Annotated in this window: 24 protein-coding genes and 2 tRNA genes; 15 read left to right on the forward strand and 11 right to left on the reverse strand. The window is 68.7% G+C overall.

Annotated elements, in window-relative coordinates:
* Positions 1 to 9 precede the first annotated feature (9 nt).
* The 4 genes from IE173_RS08915 to IE173_RS08930 are packed head-to-tail and all read right to left on the reverse strand — an operon-like array spanning position 10 to position 3,309.
* On the reverse strand, positions 10 to 492 hold the full coding sequence (locus tag IE173_RS08915; protein ID WP_191283128.1) for an acyl-CoA thioesterase: 483 nt from the start codon (positions 490 to 492) through the stop codon (positions 10 to 12).
* 2 nt (positions 493 to 494) lie between these two features.
* A complete protein-coding gene (ettA, locus tag IE173_RS08920) occupies positions 495 to 2,177 on the reverse strand; it encodes an energy-dependent translational throttle protein EttA (protein WP_191283129.1) in 1,683 nt (560 codons plus the stop codon).
* Between the two features lie 45 nt (positions 2,178 to 2,222).
* Positions 2,223 to 2,801, reverse strand: a complete 579-nt coding sequence (locus tag IE173_RS08925) for a hypothetical protein (RefSeq protein ID WP_191283130.1) — start codon at positions 2,799 to 2,801, stop codon at positions 2,223 to 2,225.
* 43 nt (positions 2,802 to 2,844) lie between these two features.
* Positions 2,845 to 3,309 carry a DUF6993 domain-containing protein gene (locus tag IE173_RS08930; RefSeq protein ID WP_191283131.1) on the reverse strand — a complete coding sequence of 155 codons (465 nt, stop codon included), beginning with the start codon at positions 3,307 to 3,309 and terminating at the stop codon, positions 2,845 to 2,847.
* A gap of 98 nt (positions 3,310 to 3,407) precedes the next feature.
* Here IE173_RS08930 and IE173_RS08935 point away from each other — a divergent pair, with 98 nt between their 5' ends.
* The gene (locus IE173_RS08935; protein WP_191283132.1) at positions 3,408 to 3,647 is read left to right on the forward strand and encodes a hypothetical protein; all 240 of its coding nucleotides are present in this window, start codon (positions 3,408 to 3,410) and stop codon (positions 3,645 to 3,647) included.
* A gap of 10 nt (positions 3,648 to 3,657) precedes the next feature.
* On the opposite strand, the gene IE173_RS08940 is transcribed toward IE173_RS08935, so the two are convergent.
* The 3 genes from IE173_RS08940 to msrA all read right to left on the reverse strand — a co-directional run bounded on the left by IE173_RS08940 (position 3,658) and on the right by msrA (position 5,177).
* Positions 3,658 to 4,155 carry a single-stranded DNA-binding protein gene (locus IE173_RS08940; RefSeq protein WP_191283133.1) on the reverse strand — a complete coding sequence of 166 codons (498 nt, stop codon included), beginning with the start codon at positions 4,153 to 4,155 and terminating at the stop codon, positions 3,658 to 3,660.
* A 203-nt stretch (positions 4,156 to 4,358) separates the two neighbouring features.
* A complete protein-coding gene (locus tag IE173_RS08945; RefSeq protein WP_191283134.1) occupies positions 4,359 to 4,571 on the reverse strand; it encodes a methyltransferase in 213 nt (70 codons plus the stop codon).
* Between the two features lie 63 nt (positions 4,572 to 4,634).
* On the reverse strand, positions 4,635 to 5,177 hold the full coding sequence (gene msrA / locus IE173_RS08950; protein ID WP_191283135.1) for a peptide-methionine (S)-S-oxide reductase MsrA: 543 nt from the start codon (positions 5,175 to 5,177) through the stop codon (positions 4,635 to 4,637).
* A gap of 132 nt (positions 5,178 to 5,309) precedes the next feature.
* On the opposite strand from msrA, the gene IE173_RS08955 reads away from it, so the two are divergent.
* From IE173_RS08955 to IE173_RS08970, 4 genes are read left to right on the forward strand one after another with little or no spacing between them, the layout of a single operon-like run.
* The gene (locus tag IE173_RS08955; protein WP_191283386.1) at positions 5,310 to 6,275 is read left to right on the forward strand and encodes an aldo/keto reductase; all 966 of its coding nucleotides are present in this window, start codon (positions 5,310 to 5,312) and stop codon (positions 6,273 to 6,275) included.
* Between the two features lie 5 nt (positions 6,276 to 6,280).
* Positions 6,281 to 7,237 carry a DMT family transporter gene (locus IE173_RS08960; RefSeq protein ID WP_191283136.1) on the forward strand — a complete coding sequence of 319 codons (957 nt, stop codon included), beginning with the start codon at positions 6,281 to 6,283 and terminating at the stop codon, positions 7,235 to 7,237.
* Between the two features lie 9 nt (positions 7,238 to 7,246).
* Positions 7,247 to 7,483: a hypothetical protein gene (locus tag IE173_RS08965; protein ID WP_191283137.1), complete on the forward strand. Its 237-nt coding sequence runs from the start codon at positions 7,247 to 7,249 to the stop codon at positions 7,481 to 7,483.
* Between the two features lie 48 nt (positions 7,484 to 7,531).
* Positions 7,532 to 8,068, forward strand: a complete 537-nt coding sequence (locus IE173_RS08970; protein ID WP_191283138.1) for a hypothetical protein — start codon at positions 7,532 to 7,534, stop codon at positions 8,066 to 8,068.
* Between the two features lie 90 nt (positions 8,069 to 8,158).
* On the opposite strand, the gene IE173_RS08975 is transcribed toward IE173_RS08970, so the two are convergent.
* Complete coding sequence (locus IE173_RS08975) at positions 8,159 to 8,566, reverse strand: BP74-related protein (protein ID WP_191283139.1); 408 nt, start codon at positions 8,564 to 8,566, stop codon at positions 8,159 to 8,161.
* Positions 8,567 to 8,690: 124 nt separating this feature from the next.
* Between IE173_RS08975 and IE173_RS08980 the strand changes: the two genes are divergently transcribed.
* The 10 genes from IE173_RS08980 (at position 8,691) to IE173_RS09025 (ending at position 14,537) form a co-directional block, all read left to right on the forward strand.
* A tRNA-Arg gene (locus IE173_RS08980) sits at positions 8,691 to 8,763 on the forward strand.
* Between the two features lie 530 nt (positions 8,764 to 9,293).
* Positions 9,294 to 10,223, forward strand: a complete 930-nt coding sequence (locus tag IE173_RS08985) for an ABC transporter ATP-binding protein (protein WP_191283140.1) — start codon at positions 9,294 to 9,296, stop codon at positions 10,221 to 10,223.
* Positions 10,223 to 11,101, forward strand: a complete 879-nt coding sequence (locus IE173_RS08990; protein ID WP_191283141.1) for an ABC transporter permease — start codon at positions 10,223 to 10,225, stop codon at positions 11,099 to 11,101. The genes IE173_RS08985 and IE173_RS08990 overlap by 1 nt, the downstream gene beginning before the upstream one ends.
* Positions 11,102 to 11,200: 99 nt before the next feature.
* A complete protein-coding gene (locus tag IE173_RS08995; protein WP_191283142.1) occupies positions 11,201 to 11,980 on the forward strand; it encodes an SGNH/GDSL hydrolase family protein in 780 nt (259 codons plus the stop codon).
* 26 nt (positions 11,981 to 12,006) lie between these two features.
* Positions 12,007 to 12,630 (forward strand): oligoribonuclease, encoded by a 624-nt coding sequence (gene orn / locus IE173_RS09000; RefSeq protein WP_191283143.1) that lies wholly within the window; start codon positions 12,007 to 12,009, stop codon positions 12,628 to 12,630.
* Positions 12,631 to 12,658: 28 nt separating this feature from the next.
* Positions 12,659 to 12,734, forward strand: a tRNA-His gene (locus IE173_RS09005).
* Positions 12,695 to 13,036, forward strand: coding sequence for an ATP-dependent Clp protease adapter ClpS (gene clpS / locus IE173_RS15610; protein ID WP_268248912.1), 342 nt, complete (start codon positions 12,695 to 12,697; stop codon positions 13,034 to 13,036). Before IE173_RS09005 ends, clpS begins: the two co-directional genes overlap by 40 nt.
* Positions 13,033 to 13,482 carry a DUF2017 family protein gene (locus tag IE173_RS09015; protein ID WP_191283145.1) on the forward strand — a complete coding sequence of 150 codons (450 nt, stop codon included), beginning with the start codon at positions 13,033 to 13,035 and terminating at the stop codon, positions 13,480 to 13,482. Before clpS ends, IE173_RS09015 begins: the two co-directional genes overlap by 4 nt.
* 68 nt (positions 13,483 to 13,550) lie before the next feature.
* Positions 13,551 to 13,832 carry a metallopeptidase family protein gene (locus IE173_RS09020; protein ID WP_191283387.1) on the forward strand — a complete coding sequence of 94 codons (282 nt, stop codon included), beginning with the start codon at positions 13,551 to 13,553 and terminating at the stop codon, positions 13,830 to 13,832.
* 105 nt (positions 13,833 to 13,937) lie between these two features.
* Entirely contained in the window at positions 13,938 to 14,537 is a 600-nt protein-coding gene (locus tag IE173_RS09025; protein WP_191283146.1) for a hypothetical protein, read from the forward strand.
* Positions 14,538 to 14,546: 9 nt separating this feature from the next.
* Here the strand turns inward: IE173_RS09025 and IE173_RS09030 are convergent, their stop codons facing one another.
* The 3 genes from IE173_RS09030 to IE173_RS09040 are packed head-to-tail and all read right to left on the reverse strand — an operon-like array spanning position 14,547 to position 17,538.
* On the reverse strand, positions 14,547 to 15,131 hold the full coding sequence (locus tag IE173_RS09030; RefSeq protein ID WP_191283147.1) for a nucleoside/nucleotide kinase family protein: 585 nt from the start codon (positions 15,129 to 15,131) through the stop codon (positions 14,547 to 14,549).
* 59 nt (positions 15,132 to 15,190) lie between these two features.
* A complete protein-coding gene (locus tag IE173_RS09035; RefSeq protein ID WP_191283148.1) occupies positions 15,191 to 15,907 on the reverse strand; it encodes an ABC transporter ATP-binding protein in 717 nt (238 codons plus the stop codon).
* Positions 15,907 to 17,538: an ABC transporter permease gene (locus tag IE173_RS09040; protein WP_229842001.1), complete on the reverse strand. Its 1,632-nt coding sequence runs from the start codon at positions 17,536 to 17,538 to the stop codon at positions 15,907 to 15,909. Before IE173_RS09040 ends, IE173_RS09035 begins: the two co-directional genes overlap by 1 nt.
* Positions 17,539 to 17,560 lie beyond the last annotated feature (22 nt).

Consider the following 17,560-nt stretch of genomic DNA (forward strand, 5'->3'; position numbering starts at 1 on the left):
GCGCGGTCCCTAGGAACGCTTCGTGAATGCCACAGGGGCGTCGATGTGGGATGCCCACGCCTCGCGTTCGCGCTCGGTGATGCGCCGCGGACGACCGGATGCGGCATCCACGAGCACGATCGTCGTCGCCGCTTTCGCGAACACGATCGCGGGCTCGGCACCCTCGGGCGAGCACACCTCGTAGCAGACGTCGAGGCTCGCGCCGCCGAGCCGGCCGATCCAGAGCTGTACGTCGAGCGGCTCCCGCAGGTACGGGATCGGCGCGAGGTACTCGACCTCCTGCCGGGCGACGAGGGTGATCGTGTCGGCGTCCCGCGTGTCGGCGATCGGTGCCTCGGCGTCGTTGACCCCGTCGACCCGCAGGTCGCCGGCGCCCCAGAACACCGAGATGCGCGACTCCTCGAGCAGGGTCAGCATCGCGGCGTTGTTGACGTGCCCGTAGGCGTCGAGGTCGTTCCAACGCAACCGGATCGGAACGTGGATGCGCGACACGGTCAGTCCCGGGTCAGGCGGCGGTGGGTAGCGCGGTGCGGGGCCGCGGCCTCGGGGCCGAGTCGCTCGATCTTGTTCGCCTCATACGACTCGAAGTTGCCCTCGAACCAGTACCAGTTCGCCGGGTCTTCGTCGGTGCCCTCATAGGAGAGGATGTGCGTCGCGATGCGGTCGAGGAACCACCGGTCGTGGGTGATGACCACCGCGCAGCCGGGGAACTCGAGCAGTGCGTTCTCTAGGCTCGAGAGCGTCTCGATGTCGAGGTCGTTGGTGGGCTCGTCGAGCAGCAGCAGGTTGCCGCCCTCTTTGAGGGTGAGCGCGAGGTTGAGACGGTTGCGCTCACCACCGGAGAGCACGCCGGCCTTCTTCTGCTGGTCGGGACCCTTGAAGCCGAACTTCGACACGTAAGCGCGCGACGGGATCTCGGTCTTGCCGACCATGATGATGTCGAGCCCGTCGGAGACGACCTCCCACAGCGTCTTGTTCGGGTCGATGTTGGATCGGGTCTGGTCGACGTAGCTGATCTTGACGGTCTCGCCGATCTTCAACTCGCCGCCGTCGAGCGGCTCCAGCCCGACGATCGTCTTGAACAGCGTCGTCTTGCCGACACCGTTCGGGCCGATGATGCCGACGATGCCGTTCGGCGGCAGCGTGAACGACAGCCCGTCGATCAGCACGCGGTCGCCGAAGCCCTTCTTCAGGTTCTTCGCCTCGAGCACCAGGTTGCCCAGGCGCGGCCCCGGCGGAATCTGGATCTCGTCGAAGTCGAGTTTCCGAGTGCGATCCGCCTCGGCGGCCATCTCCTCGTAGCGGGCGAGACGGGCCTTCGACTTCGTCTGGCGGCCCTTCGCGCTGCTGCGCACCCACTCCAGCTCGTCCTTCAGTCGCTTCGCGAGCTTCTGATCCTTCTTGCCCTGGATGTCGAGGCGCTCGGCCTTCTTCTCCAGGTAGGTCGAGTAGTTGCCTTCGTAGCCGATGAGCCGTCCTCGGTCGACTTCGGCGATCCACTCGGCGACGTTGTCGAGGAAGTACCGGTCGTGGGTGATGGCGATGACGGCGCCGGGGTACGACTTGAGGTGCTGCTCGAGCCAGAGCACGCTCTCGGCGTCGAGGTGGTTGGTGGGCTCGTCGAGCAGCAGCAGGTCGGGCTTCTGCAGCAGCAGCTTGGTGAGGGCGACGCGGCGCTTCTCACCACCGGAGAGCTGCGGGATGCTGGCGTCCCCCGGCGGCGTGCGCAGCGCATCCATCGCCTGCTCGAGCTGGGAGTCGAGATCCCACGCGTCGGCGGCGTCGATCTCTTCCTGCAGGGTGCCCATCTCGGCGAGCAGCGTGTCGAAGTCGGCGTCCGGCTCGGCCATCGCGAGCGAGATCTCGTTGAACCGGGCGACCTTGGCCATGATCGGCCCGACCCCCTCTTGCACGTTCTCGAGCACGGTCTTCGACTCGTCGAGCACCGGCTCCTGCATGAGGATGCCGACGCTGAATCCGGGAGTCAGCTTCGCTTCGCCGTTCGAGGGGGTGTCGAGCCCCGCCATGATCTTGAGGATCGTCGACTTACCGGCGCCGTTGGGGCCGACCATGCCGATCTTCGCGCCCGGGAGGAACGCCATCGTGACGTCGTCCAGGATGAGCTTCTCGCCGACCGCTTTGCGGGCGCGCACCATCGAGTAGATGTATTCGGCCATACCCTCCAGCTTAGGAGCGCCGGGGATGCTCGCCCGACGAGCGACTCAGGGCAAGCGCGCCCAGTCGGTTCCCGGCGGGTCCTCCGTCGCCCAGCGCAGCACGACGTGATCTCCCGCGCGGATTACGTCGAAATTCCCGTCCGCGAAAGAAAGTGTCGTGTCGCCTGCGGGCGGAATCGTGGCGATCCAGCGCAGCAGTATCCCGTCGCGCTCGTAAACGTAGGGGGGTCCGGCGCGGAGGAATCCGTACTCGCGCACGACGAGCTCACGGCCGGCCGCGGAGGCCGGGATCTCGGTGTACACCCCGGCCGTGAAGAAGACCAGGAACCCGAGGAGGCCAACCACCGGAAGCGCGAGTATGACCGCGAGTGTTGCGACTGTGCCAAGCAGGATGCGTGCGCCCCGGCTCACTGCTCGCCACCAGGCCGCGATGAGCAGTCCGCAAAATGCGACGACGAAGAACGTAAACGCGAGCGCGAATGTCCAGTTCGGGTCGAAGGGGCCGACCAGGAACGTCAGCTGCTGGTTTCTCACCGGTTGCAGGGCACGGAAGCCGAGAGCCATCGTGAGAGCGACGATCGCTGCCGCCAACGTGATCGATGCCCAGATCAGGATGGCGCGCACGAGCGGACGCAAGACGCGCCGACTGCGAGAACGCCGAGTCCCGCTACCAGTCGATGGGGCGGGTGGTGCCGACGAGGCAGCGACCGGTGCTCAGCAGATCGGCGGTGGTCGAGGCGTAGCCGATGTTGCCGTACTGCCCGATGAGGCAGGTGCCGTTGAGGCGGATCGAGAACTGGATGTTGTCGGCGGCTCCGTTGATCGCGGTGCGATCCGGGGTGACCTCCATGTCGGCCTTCGGGTAGCCGGCGGCGACGAGGTTGTCGATGAACGCACGCCCGTCGAGCGCTCCCCCGGCGGCGATCAAGTCGGCGTTGACCTGGTCGAAGTAGGCGCGGTTGTCGTCCGCCGACCCTTCGAGGTCGATCTCGGGGTCGACCGGGGCTGCCGTCTCGCCGCTCGTCGAGGTGGGTGTCGGGGTCGGTGTCGGCGTTTCGACGCATCCCGCGAGGGTCAACGTCAGCACAGCCAGCGCCGCCACGGCGCCCGCGCGCAGGAGGCTGCTCGGCATTCCGACTCCCCGTTCCGACCCGTCGGGTGCCGCGGGTCATGGCGATTCTACGGCGCGGCACGCGAGGTAGCCTCGTGGCGACGGACCGGAGGCTGCACATGGCGATCGACGTGAAGGGCTACAGCTACTTCATCGAGCGTGGCGACGACAAGCGCTGGGTGGCGACGGTCGCCGAGTATCCGGAGCTGCGTGGGGTCTCCCGGATTCACAACCGGGCGCTCAACGAGCTCTACGCCGCCGTTGAGGCCGAGGTCTTGCGCCGGTACCACGCGGGCGAACCGATCCCGGCGCCCCCCAAGAAGCAGCCGAACCTGCTCAAGACTCTCGGCCTCACCTGAGCCGCCTCCCTCAGAACGGGACGGGAAGCTCGCTGGGGTGCTTGGCCCGCTGCTCGGCGAGTTCGTCGAACGCCGGCTCGGGCGCATCCGGAACGTCGGGAATCTGTTCGGCGGCCTCCGCGCTCTCCGGGGTGTCCGGCGTCGCCGTGGCGGTGGGCGTGCGGGTGAACACCGACGTGCCGAACGTGAGGTCGTGGCCGAGGGAGTCGGCATCCACCTCGACGTTGATGCCCGACTTCTCTTCCGTGGCCCACTCGCGCACGCGCAGGCGCCCGGTGACGATCACGCGCTGACCCTTGAGGATCGAGCCGATCGCATTCGCGGCGAGCGACCGGAACGCGGTGACCGTGTACCAGTTCGTGTCGGCATCCACCCATTTCTGTTCGGTGCGATCGAACTTGCGCTGCGTCGAGGCCAGGCGGAACGACGTGATCTGCAGTTGTTCGCTCGTGACGATGTGCTTGGGCGGGGTGGCGACGATTCCGGTGAGGGTGATGGTGTCTGACATCCGAGTTTCTCCGTTCCTAGAAGGTGGGCTCGGATGCCGGCGCCCGCTCGTGCCGTGGAAGGGGCGACCGGCATCCGATCGCCCCACTCTCGTCACCGCGCGCGGACGCGACGACGCCCGGCACGCGATCTGCGGAGCGCGGCCGGGCGTCGTCGGTTGGGGAGGACAGCGTCACTGCTGCCCGTCGGATGTCGGTGAGCGGGTCAGTGCTCGCGGTACTCCGGCCAGTCGGAACCGGCAGGAAGCGTCGCGTGCAGGGCGCTCTTGGCGACCTCCAGCGTCGGATACTCGCGCTCCTCGGAGCCGTCGAGCATCTTCAGCAGGAAGCCTCCTTCGGTGCGGTGGATGGAGCCGAGGGCCCCGGCCGCACCGAAAGCCACCCAGCGTTGACCCGTCATCGTGGTGTTCTCTGACATACCCCGACGGTAGCTCTGCTCCTCACCCCTGGGAAGGGCTCATCCAGCCGGTTTTCAGGATGCTCACGAGGCGAGCACGTACTCCGCGTACGACTTGCGGATCTTGTTCACCTTCGGCAGGGCGACCGCGAGGCAGTAGCCCTGGTTGGGGTTCTTCGCGAAGAAGTCCTGGTGGTACTCCTCGGCGTCGTACCACCTGCCGAGCGGCTCGATCGTGGTGACGATCCCGCCGTCGCCGACCGGGGCATCCCAGTACTCCGCGGCGCGGTCACGGGCGGCCTCGAACTCGGCCTTCTCGGCCTCGTCGGCGTAGAACATCGCCGAGCGGTACTGCGTGCCGACATCGTTGCCCTGCCGGTTGAGCTGGCGCGGGTCGTGGAGGGTGAAGAACACGTCGAGGATGACGGACGCCGGGATGACGGTCTCGTCGAAGACGACCCTGACCGCCTCGGCATGGCCGGTGGTGCCGGTGCAGACGGCCTCGTACGAGGGGAACGCGGTTGTTCCGCCGGTGTAGCCCGAGACGACGTCGCTCACGCCCTTGAGAGTGCGGTAGACCGCATCGAGACACCAGAAGCAGCCGCCGGCGACAACGAAAGTGCGCATGTGAGGACCCTACTTTCCATGAGGTGGGGGGTTCATCTCTTACAACCGACGAGCATCGCGGAAAGTTCCTAGGCTGGGCGGGTGTCTGCCACCATTCAGCCCTACTCTGCCGCCCCCGACCGCTACGAGCGGATGCCCTACGTGCGGAGCGGCCGCAGCGGCCTGAAGCTGCCGCAGATCTCGCTCGGCCTGTGGAACAACTTCGGCGACGACAAGCCCCTCGCCACCCAGCGCGCCATCCTGCGCCGCGCGTTCGACCTCGGGGTCACCCACTTCGACATCGCGAACAACTACGGGCCTCCTGCGGGCAGCGCCGAAAGCAACTTCGGGCGGATCTTCGCGGAGGACTTCCGCGCGCATCGCGACGAGCTGCTCATCTCGTCGAAGGCGGGCTACCACCAGTTCGACGGCCCCTACGGGGAGTGGGGTTCGCGCAAGTACCTGCTCGGCTCACTGGATGCGTCGCTGACTCGCACCGGGCTCGACTACTTCGACATCTTCTACTCGCACCGGCCCGATCCGGACACGCCGGTCGAGGAGACGATGGGTGCCCTCGCCCACGCGGTGCGCAGCGGCAAGGCGCTTTACGCGGGCATCTCGAACTACAGCCCTGAGCAGACGACCGCCGCGGCCGCTGCTCTCAAGGCCGAGGGTGTGCCGCTGCTCATCCACCAGCCCCGCTACAACATGTTCGACCGCCACATCGAGAACGGACTGTTCCCCGTGCTCGACGAGGTGGGCGCGGGCAGCATCGTCTTCTCGCCGCTCGCCCAGGGGATGCTGACCGACCGGTATCTGGACGGCATCCCGGCCGACTCCCGCGCCGCCGAGGGCCGCTGGATCAGCGCGTCGAACATCTCGAAGGACTACCTCGAACACGCCCGGGCGCTCAACGAGATCGCGAAGGGCCGCGGGCAGACCCTCGCCCAGCTCGCCCTCACCTGGGTGCTGCGGCACCCGCAGGTGACGAGTGCGCTCATCGGGGCGTCGAGCGTCGCGCAGCTCGAGTCGAGCCTCGGGGCTCTCGCGGCGTCGCCGCTCACGGCCGACGAGCTCGCCCTCATCGAGCCGCACGCCGTCGACGGCCTCACCCGATGAGCTAAGTGGGCTACCTTTACGCGCTGCTCGGTGCACTGTTCTTCGGGGCGAACGGCAGCCTCACCAAGCTGCTCGTCGAAGGCGGGCTGACGGCGACGCAGCTCACGCTGTTCCGCACCCTCGGCACCGCCGCACTCGCCGGGCTCGTCTTGCTCGTCACCGACCGTGCCGCCTTCCGGCTGTCGCCTCGGCTCATGCTCGTGATGGCGATCCTCGGCCTCGCCGGCGTCGCCGTGCTGCAGGCGAGCTATGCCGCCGCGCTCGGGTTGCTGCCCGTCGGAATCACCCTGCTGCTGGAGTACACCGCCGTTCTCATGGTCGCCCTCGTCGCGTTCCTGGTGTTCAAGGAGCGGGTGAAGGCGCGGCTCTGGGTCGCGATCGGGCTCGTGCTGCTCGGGCTCGTCGCCGTCGCGCGACCGTGGGATGCCCAACTCGATCCGCTCGGCGTCGTGTTCGCGTTCATCGCCGCGATCTCGCTCACGATCTACTTCGTCGTCGGTGAGCGCCAGGTCGCCCGCACCTCCCCGCTCGCCGTCGCTTTCTGGACGACGCTCTTCGCCGGCACGTTCTGGGCCTTCTTCAGCGGCTGGTGGGAGCTGGATGCCGCCACGTTCGCCGCTCCGCTCGACCTCGGCGGGCAGTGGGGTTCCTGGGTGCTGCCGCTCGGCATCCCGCTGATCGTGACGGTCGTCGCCGGATCGTTCCTGCCGTTCCTGCTCTCGTTCTCGGCGCTCAAGCACCTGAGCGCGACCGCCGCCGGAATCGTCGCATCGTCGGAGGTGATCTTCGCCTTCGCGGTCGCCTGGGTCTGGCTCGGGGAGAGCCTCGACCCGCTCGGCGTGGCCGGCGCCGCGGTCGTGCTCGCCGGCATCCTGCTCGCCCAGACCGCGCGGCAGAAGAAGGTCATCGTGGATGCCGAACTCGTGCTGCCGGCCGAGCCGGGTGTCGGTGGTCGCCCGTAGTTTCGGGGTGTGAACCTTCCGGCACCCGTGGCGCTCGACGTGGCGACTCCCGGCGTGCGCGTCACTCCCCTGGCGAGCGGAAAGTGGCGGGTCACCAACCGGTCGGGTGCACTGCTCGGGTTGCTCGAGCCCGCCGAGTCGGGCGAGTACCGGGCGATGCGGTTCAGCGTGCGCGACCGCGGGTATCGCACCCTCGGTGAGTTCCGCACCGCGACGGATGCCACCGACGCCCTGCGTTTCGGCTGACGCTGCGTTTCAGCTGACATCCGAGGCGCCCCGGGTTAGGGTCCCCCCATGGACTGGTGGAACGACATCGTCGACTGGCTCGCCTCCGATCAGGGCTGGCGCATCCTGTCGGGCGCGATCATCCCGTTCGTCGCGATCGTGCTCGCCGGCATCATCGGCGCCGCCGTCGGCCGGGCGGGAGTGCACCGACTGGTCGACCAGCGCGATTTCGAGACCCGGGTCGCGGCGGTCGCATCTCTCGTCACCGCCGGGCAGAACGCGGTGCGCTGGCACAGCCAGGGCCCCGACGCGCGCGAGCACGCTCAGCAGGTCGCGACCGAGGCGCACGTCGCCGTGCGCCTGCTGCCGGTACCCGGCGCCGACCTCGCCGCCGACTGGGCCGCCCACCAGCTCGAGGCGATGCGCGTCAACTCGGTGAACTTCAGCCTCGCCGCCGACGACACCCTCGCCGAATACCAGAACCGCCTCGTCGACTGGCTGCGGCATCCGCGCAAGGCGAAGCGGCTGTTCTCGTCGGATCTCGACCGCTGGGACTACGACAACATCCCGATCGACGAGCTGCAGAAGCCCGCCCCGACGACCTGACCGCGTCACCCCGCGTTTTGCGTCCCGGTCCGCACAATCCACCGCGGGGTAAGACGCAAAACGCGGACCAACACGCGGGTGACGGGGCGATCAGTCGATCGAGACGATCTCGGCGCTCCACGGGCAGTACTGGTCGCTCGTGACGACGCCCTCTTCGACGTGGGAGGGCAGTCCGTCGCACACCTCGATCGTCATGTCGGCGAATTCGAGGGTCGCCGGATCGATGTGCCACGACCACGGCGCGTTCACCCCCGGGTCGTCGCGCACGACGATGCCGTTCGGGATGCTCGCCACCGCCTCCCCGGCGAGCAGCGCTTCGGCGTGCTCGACGAGCTCGGGGGTGGCGAGTTCGATCTTGAACGTCTCGTCGACCACCTGGAAGGTCGCGACGGGGTTGCGGTGGGGTGCCGACGAGACAGCAAGGGCGAGCACGACGACTCCGCCGAAGGCGACCGCGAGGGTGGCGGCGGCGATGACGACTTTGGGTAGGGGCCTCACCCCCTTAGCCTCCCGGATGACGACGATCGACGCCACCGGAACACGGGCGACCCAGCATGTCGCGTCGGACAGCCCAGTCGGATCGCCAGCCTGTGGGGAAGCGACGTCCCTAAAATGAACTGCCCCCCCCGTAGCTCAGGGGATAGAGCAGACGGTTTCTACCCGTCGTGTCGGGAGTTCGAATCTCTCCGGGGGGACGCGCTGACGAACTCGTCGAACCACGTGAACCCGCGACGGGTGGCGGTCGCGATGGCATGGCAATTGCGACATCTCACCTCGCACTTCGCCACCTCATCCTGGATGGTCGCGAGAGACCTTCCCGCACGATAGAGCGAGCTGATCGCGCCGAGCTTCGTTCCCCGGACATGGTCGAACTCGAGCACTCTGATGTCGCAGGTGCCGCAGTCGATGCAGCCGCCTAAGAGCACACCTGCCAAGTAGCCTCGGATCTTGATCCGTCGAGCCAGGCTGGTGCGCCTGACATTCCGGATATGACGGCTTCGATTGCCGCGATAATGCGCGCTTTGACATGCTCGGCAGTAGGAATGCAGCCCGTCGAGGTTGCGAGCCGAACGATTGAAATCGCTGCGAGGTTTCTCGCAGCCACAGCGGATGCATGTCTTCACGGCGCCACACAAGCCTGCACTCCCGACACCGCACGGTTCGAATCCACCCGGGGGCACAAGGTCCCGAGAGCATCACCCCCAGCTTCTGACAGGATCGCCGAGTGGCAGATGCACCAGCGATCAGCGTGAGCGGCCTCACGAAGCGTTTCGGGGATGTGCTCGCCGTCGACGACATCTCGTTCGAGGTCGCGACCGGCAGCGTGTTCGCGTTCCTCGGCACCAACGGAGCAGGCAAGTCGACGACGATCGGCTGCGTGACGACGGTCTCGCCGTTCGACGCGGGCGAGATCGCGGTCGCCGGGCACGACGTGCGGCGCGACGGCGGGCCGGTGCGCAGGCAGATCGGCGTCGTCTTCCAGGACTCGATGCTGGATGCCCAGCTCACCGCCCGCGAGAACCTCACGACCCGTGCGCGCTTCTATCTGACCGACCGCACGCAGATCCGCGATCGGGTCGCCGAGCTGTCGGCGCTCATCGGACTCGACGACTTCCTCGACCGGCGCTACGGCAAGCTCTCCGGCGGACAGCGCCGACGGGTCGACATCGCCCGGGCGCTGCTGCACTCCCCCGCGATCCTCTTCCTCGACGAACCGACCGCCGGTCTCGACCCGGCGAGCCGCGCCATCGTCTGGTCGACCGTGCACGACCTGCGCGACCGCCACGGGCTGACCGTCTTCCTCACGACGCACTACATGGAGGAGACCGAGGAGGCCGACCTGGTGAGCATCATCGACAAGGGTCGGATCATCGCTCAGGGAACGCCGACCCAGCTGCGCGCCCAGCACAGCCACAGCATCCTCACCGTCACCTCCCGCGATCTTCGCGGACTCACGACCCTCGCGGCCGCCTCCGGGCTGGTCACCACCGAGCGCTCGGGCGTGCTCGAGATCCGGGTGCGGGATGCCGGGGTCGCGCGACGGCTGCTGACCGAACACGGCGAGGATGTCGTCGACTTCGAGTTCCGGCACGGGCGGATGGATGACGTCTTCCTCGCTCTCACCGGCCGCGAACACATCGAGGAGGCCGGCTGATGGGCATCGTGTTCGACATCATGGGGCGCAACCTCCGCCTGTTCTTCCGCGACCGGCTCAACGTGTTCTTCTCGCTGCTCGGTGCGCTCATCGTCTTCTTGCTCTACACGCTGTTCCTCTCCAACCTGCAGACGACGTCGATCGCGAACGCCTTCCCGCAGGCCGATGAGGCCGACGTGCGCGGATTCGTCGACAGCTGGATGTTCGCCGGCATCGTCGCGATGACCTCGATCACGACGTCGCTCGGCGCCCTCGGGGTGTTCGTCGAGGACGCCGCGTCGGGGCGCTTTCGCGACTTCCTGGTGTCGCCGATCCGGCGCAGCCAGCTGGTGCTCGGCTACCTGCTGTCGACGTTCGTGGTGGCGCTCATCATGACCGTGCTCGTGCTGATCGTGAGCCTGGTGTACCTGTTCGTGGTCGACGGGGTGGTCATCGGGGTGCTTCCGATCGCGACGACGCTGGGATGGGTCGCGCTGGCCTGCCTCGCGTTCGCCGCGCTGTGGTCGTTCATCGCCTCGTTCATCCGCACGACGGGGGCCTTCTCGGCGCTCGCGACGATCGTCGGCACCGTCATCGGATTCCTCGCCGGAGCGTTCATCGCCGTCGGCCTGTTCCCCGAGGCGGTGCGCAACGTCGTCAACTCGCTCCCGTTCGCCCAGACCGCGATGCTCATGCGCCGCGAGCTGACCGGCGACACCCTCTCGACCCTCGTCGGCGGGCAACCCGAGGCGATCGACGCGCTGCGCGAGTACTACGGCATCACCGCGTTCGTCGGCGACTGGGAGGTGACGGTGCCGGTCGTGGCCGCCATTCTGGCGGGCTGCGCGGTCGTCTTCACCGCCCTCGCCGCGTGGCGCATCCGGGCACGCCTCGCCTGAGCGGCAGCGTCTTCCCGCGCCGATGAACTCTCGGTGACGGCTCGGCGAACCCCTCCGCGTGGCGCCGCGCCGGGCGCGCCGACTCGCCACACTGGTGCCGTGACCGACACCCCGGCCAGGCAGTGGACACGCTTCGCGGCTCTCGGTGACTCCATCACCGAAGGCTGGTGCGACCCGGTCATCGGGTCGGGCGAGCCGTGGTTCGGCTGGGCCGACCGGCTCGCCCTCGAGATCGACCGCCACCAGCGGGCTCGCGGGGCCGCGCGCCTCGAGTTCGCGAACCTCGCCGTGCGGGGGCGCCGGGTGCGCCACGTCGTCGACGATCAGATCCCGGCGGCCATCGCGATGCGCGCCGACCTCGTCTCGGTGCTCATCGGCGGCAACGATCTGAGCGCCCTGCGACCCGACCCCGACCGCCTCGCGGCGCAGCTCGAGACCGGGATCGCTCAGCTCGTGCGCAGCGGTGCGACGGTGCTGCTCGCCACCGCGTACGACCCCGGATTCTCGCCCTACCTGCGGATGCTGCGCGGTCGCGCGGCGGTGTTCACCGCCCACATCCACGCGATCGCCGCGAAACACGGCTGCCGCGTGCTCGACCTGTGGACCATCCCGGGGCTCGCCGACCGGTCGATGTGGTCGGAGGATCGGCTGCACCCCTCGACGCGCGGCCACCTCGCCCTGCTCGCTGCCGCGGCATCCGCTCTGGGTCTTCCCGCTCCGGCCGACGCCGACCCCGGTGCGGCCACCCGGCTGCCGACGAGCGTGTGGTTGCGGCGTCACCTGCTGCCCTGGATCTCGCGTCGGGTGCGGCAGGTGTCGAGCGGCGACGGGCGCGGACCGAAGCTGCCGGTGCCGACGCCGGTCGGCCAGCGCCAGTAGCCGCGGCCCGCGATTAGACTCGCTGGATGCCCTCCAACCCCGACCGTCTCGTCTGGATCGACTGCGAGATGACCGGGCTCGACCTCAGCGTCGATGAGCTGCTCGAAGTCGCCGTCGTCGTCACCGACTACGAACTCGTGCCCGTCGACCCCGGTTTCCGCGTCGTCATCAAGGCCGACCAGCCCGTGCTCGACCAGATGAACGACATCGTGCGCACCATGCACACCACGAGCGGGCTGCTCGACGAGATCCCCCACGGGGTGAGCCTCGCCGACGCCGAATACCAGGTGAACGAGTACATCCTGAGGTTCGTGCCGGATGCGCAGACCGCGCCGCTCGCCGGCAACACGATCGGCACCGACCGCGCGTTCCTCGCCAAGTACATGCCGCGGGTCGACGCGCACCTGCACTACCGCAGCGTCGACGTGTCGAGCATCAAGGAGCTGGCCCGGCGCTGGTTCCCCCGCGTCTACTTCCAGGCACCCGCGAAGGCCGGCGGCCACCGCGCCCTCGCCGACATCCTCGAGTCGATCCGCGAACTCGACTACTACCGTCGGGCCCTGTTCGTCGCCCCACCCGGCCCCACCTCGGAACAGGCGCAGAACGCCGCGACCGAAACGGTGGAGGCATGGCGTTCCTGGGTGTCGTAAGATCGATGGGTTGCGCATGCAACGCATGGCGGTCGTAGCTCAGTTGGTAGAGCGCTGGCTTGTGGTGCCGGATGTCGCGGGTTCAAGTCCCGTCGGTCGCCCCAATTTCCACAATTCCTTACCCTCGGCCGACGCCGACCTCGAATCCGAGGTCGTCGTCGCGCCGGACGTTCCTTGGGTCACCATCGTCTGGAACGATCCGGTGAACCTCATGTCGTACGTCACCTACGTGTTCCGCACCTATTTCGGATTTCCGAAGCCGGAGGCCGAACGGCTCATGCTGCTGGTGCACCACGAAGGCCGGGCCGTGGTCGCGACCGGTCCGCGGGAAGAGATGGAACGGCACACCGAGGCGATGCACGAGTACGGCCTCTGGGCGACCGTGGCGAAGGCGAGCGACGGATGAGGGTCACGCGCGCCGGCGGCGAGATCGTGCTCGAGTTCGCCGACGGTGAGTCCGACGTGTTGCGCTCCCTCGTCGACCAGTACCTCGAGGTCGTCGGCTCCGAGGTCGGCAGCGACCCGGCGCACGAGCGACTCTTCCCCGTCGCCTACCGCGACGACGCGCCCGCCGCCGAGGAGTTCACCCGCTACACCCGGGCCGGCCTCGTCGACCGGAAGGCGGCCAACGCGGCGCAGGTGTCGCTCGCCCTCGACGAGGAGACGGTGCGGCTCAGCCCGGATGCGGCGGAGCGCTGGCTTCCGCTACTCACCGACCTGCGACTGGTGATCGCCGATCGGCTCGGCATCCGCGCGGACGACGACGAGATCCCCGACACCCCGGCCGGCGAGGTCTACACCTGGCTCGGTCACCTTCAGGAGTCGATCATCACGCTGCTGGAGGAGTCGTGAGCCTCGAGCTGACCTCCGACGAGTTCGAGAAGATCGTCATCGACGAACTCGACGAGTTGCCCGACGAGATGGTGGAGGGGCTCGAGAACCTGGTCTTCGTCACCGAAGACCGCCCCGCCGACGGAACGCTCGACCTGCTCGGGCTGTACGAAGGCGTCGCCCTTACCGAGCGCGACCACTACGGATTCGGTGAACTGCCCGACCGCATCGTGCTCTACCGCGAGCCCCTGCTTGCGGTGGCCGAGACGCTCGACGAGCTGCGCGACGAGATCCACGTCACCCTCGTGCACGAGATCGCCCATTACTACGGCATCGACGACGAGGAACTGCACCGCCTCGGCTGGGCCTGAGTGCCTGCACTGAGGAGCGCCGCCAAAGGCGACGCGTCTCGAAGTGTCAACCTATCGCCCGGTCTCGCGCGTCGATACGGTGAACCCACACCCTGAGGAGATCCCATGCGCACCCGCCTCGCTCTGACCACCGGACTCGCCGCTCTTTCCTTGTTCGCCCTCGCGGCGTGCACCTCTCCGGGGTCGGGCGACGGTGGCGACGGCACCGGAACCGATCCCGACGGCGCGGGGTCGGGCGGCATCGCGGGCTGCCTCATCGGCACCTGGGACCTCGACGGTCAGAACAACGCCGACCAGATGCAGGAGTTCTTCGTCGCCAACGGCACCCCGGTCACCTCGACCGAGACCTCCGGAACGGTGCTGCTGACCGTCGACGAGTCGACGATGACCTACGTCTCCGACATCAGCTACGTCATGACGGCGCAACTGGATGCCGGGCTCGAGATGATCATCAGCCAGCTGCAGGCGGGTGAGTCGTCGGGCTCGTGGTCGGTCGAGGGTGACGAGGTCGTGTTCGCCGACTGGGTGAACGGCATCACGGTCGACAACTCCGTGACGATCGGCGGGCAGTCCTCGTCGATGGCGATCGAGATCCCCGCCGATTCGGGTTCGGGGGTCGCGATGGAGGTCGTCTGCGACGGTGACACGCTGTCGACACACCCGCTGGAGAGCCCGTTCACGAACCTCTGGACGCGCGTCGGCTGACGCGGGAGGTCACTCCTCGGCGGCATCCTCACGGAAGACCACGTGGCCGGTGCGGCCGTCCACGATCGCGTCCGCCAGCACGTCGGGTCGCTCACGCGCGAAGAACGCCTGCTCCTGGGCGGCCCAGCGATCCCAATGCTCGAGGAACCGGGGGCCGTCACGTCCTACGGCACGACGCTTGCGCTCCGTCTGATCGAGCCGGATCCACACCCCGAAGGTCGCCAGGTCGCGATTGGCGCGGCTCATGCATCCCGAGCCTTCGATCACGATGTCGCGCTTGGGGTTCACCTTGTGGAACTCGGCCGGTTGGTTGCGCTTCCAGTCCCAGCGGCGGTATCCGGGATTCTCGGCACCGAGCACGCCTTGCACCATCGCGCTGCCGACCTCGAGCCCACCCCAGCCGGGATAGAAGGCGTCGAGCGCGACGTGTTGCGCCTTGAGCGCATACGCGAGTTCAGTGGCCAGGGTCGTCTTGCCGGCCCCGGAGTGGCCGTCGATCAGCACGACGATGCGGGACGCGCCCTGAGCTGTCGCCGACGCGCGGATGCGCTCCGCCAACACCTCGCTAGCGCGAGGCGAACCCCCTCGTGCCATGCGTCGAGATTATCGGTCGCGGCGCCCGCCACTCGACACCCCGATCGGGTGTCGTGTCATCACGAGAGAAACCGCGCGACGCGGTCGTCGACGGGATGCGCGCGCAGCTCGGCGAGCGTGCCGGTCTGCACGAGCCGCCCGGCGTCGAGGATGCCGATGCGGTCGGCGATGACGCCCGCCTCGTCGTGATCGTGGGTCACCAGGATCGCGGTGACCCCGGTCGCGCGCAGGATGTCACGCAACTCGCCGGCGAGGCGTTCCCGCAGCTCCCGGTCGAGTGACGACAGCGGCTCGTCGAGCAGCAACAGGCGGGGGGATGCCGCGAGCGAACGAGCCAGCGCGACGCGCTGCTGCTCGCCGCCGGAGAGGTCGGTCACCCGGCGACGCTCGAAACCGGCGAGTCCCACCAGATCGAGGAGCTCGGCGACACGCTGCGCTATCGCCGGTCGAGTAGCGCCGGAGGCGCGTGTCGAGACCCGCAAGGCGTACCCCACGTTGCCGGCGACATCGAGGTGCGGAAAGAGCTGCCCATCCTGGAACATGAGGGCGAACCGCCGCCGGTGCGGCGGCATCCGCATCACCGACTCGTCGTCCCACCGGATGTCGCCCGTGCACGGCTCCAGCCCCGCGATCGCGCGCAGCAGGCTCGACTTGCCGCTGCCCGACGGCCCGAGCAGGGCGAAGACCTCACCGCGCGGGATGCCGAGGCTCACGGCATCCACAGCGGTCACCTCACCGAAGCGCACCGTGACGTTCTCGACGCTCAACCCCTGCATCAGAACGCTCCCGCCGTGTCGACCCGCAGCCGTTCGACGAGCGCGACGACCGCGACGCACACCGCCGCGAGCACCACGGATGCCGCTGCCGCCATCCCCGCATTGTCTCCCCCCGGCAGGCCGATCAACCGGTAGATGACCACCGGGAGCGTCGCCGCGTCGGGGCGGGAGAGGAACGTCGTCGCACCGAATTCACCGAGCGCGACCGTGAAGGCGAGTCCCGTCGCAGCGAGTGCCGCCCGGCCGGCGACGCCGAGGTCGATCGTCAGGATCACCCGCCACGGCGGGGCCCCGAGCGTTGCGGCGGCGTCCCGCATGCGGCTGCCGACGCTGCGCAGCACCGGCAGCAGCGTGCGCACGACGAGCGGCACCGCGACGAGCGCCTGCGCGATCGGCACCAGCACGGGCGACGTGCGCAGGTCGAGCGGCGGGGAGTTGAGCGTGATGAGGAATCCGAACCCGACGGTCACCGCCGATACGCCGAGCGGCAGCATCAGGGCACCGTCGACGAGATCGAGCCCGCGGCGGGCGACGGGCGACCGCGGGGTGCGGGAGAGCAGCACGCACGCCACCAGGCCGACGAGCATCGCGAGGCCCGTCGCGGCGGCGGCGAACCCGAGGGAGTTGCCGAGCGCCTGCCACGGGGTGACGGTGAGGGCGTTGCGACCGCCGGTCGAGGCGAGGGCGAGGTAGTTACCGCCGCTCCACTCCCCCGCAACCCGCAGCGAACGCTCGAGGAGGGCGGCGAGGGGCACGGCGAGGGCGAGCGCGATCAGCACCGTCGCGGCGATCACCGGCGTGTCGGAGCGTCTCGGGCGGCGCGTCGCGAACGACCGGTGCTGAGCGGTCGTGCGGCCGCGCACGCGTGCGGTGATCACGAGCAGCAGAAGCACGACGACGATCTGCGCGACGCTCAGCACGCTCGCCGCCCGCAGGTCGAGGAACTGCGTCGTCAGCAGCCAGATCTCGGTCTCGATCGTCGCGTACTTCGCGCCGCCGAGCACCAGCACGGTGCCGAACGCGGTGGAGCAGAACAGGAAGACGATGGATGCCGCCGCCGCGATCGACGGGGCGAGGCGCCTCAGGGTGATGGTGACGAACACGCGCACCGGCCCGGCCCCGAGCACCCGGGCGGCCTCCTCCTGCCGAGGGTCGAGCGACTCCCACGACACGGCGACCGTGCGCGCGACGACGGCGACGTTGAAGAACACCAGCGCGGCGAGGATCGCCACCACCGACCCGTCGAGCGGGGTGTCCCGCAGCAGCGCCCGGAAGGCGATGCCGACGACGACGGTCGGCAGCACGAACGGCACGAGCACGGCCGCGCGCAGCACCCCCCGCCCGCGGAACCGCAGCCGAGACAACACGTAGGCGACCGGCATCCCGAGCACCAGGGTGATCGCGGTCGCCGCCGCCGCCATCCCGATCGTGAAGCCGATGATGCGCACCGTGCGCGGCCGGCTCAGCACCTCGACGATGCCTGCGACGTCGAGCATCCCGTCCGGGAACAGCCCCCGCCCGACGATCGACGCCACCGGCCACGCGAAGAACACCCCCACGAACACCAGCGGCACCGCCGCCGCGAGAATCCACGCGGCCGCGGTCGCGCCTCGACTAGAAATCCGTCGCAAATGTGACGGATTTCCGGCCTCA

The sequence above is a fragment of the Pseudolysinimonas yzui genome (assembly GCF_014653215.1).
Taxonomy (GTDB): domain Bacteria; phylum Actinomycetota; class Actinomycetes; order Actinomycetales; family Microbacteriaceae; genus Pseudolysinimonas_A; species Pseudolysinimonas_A yzui.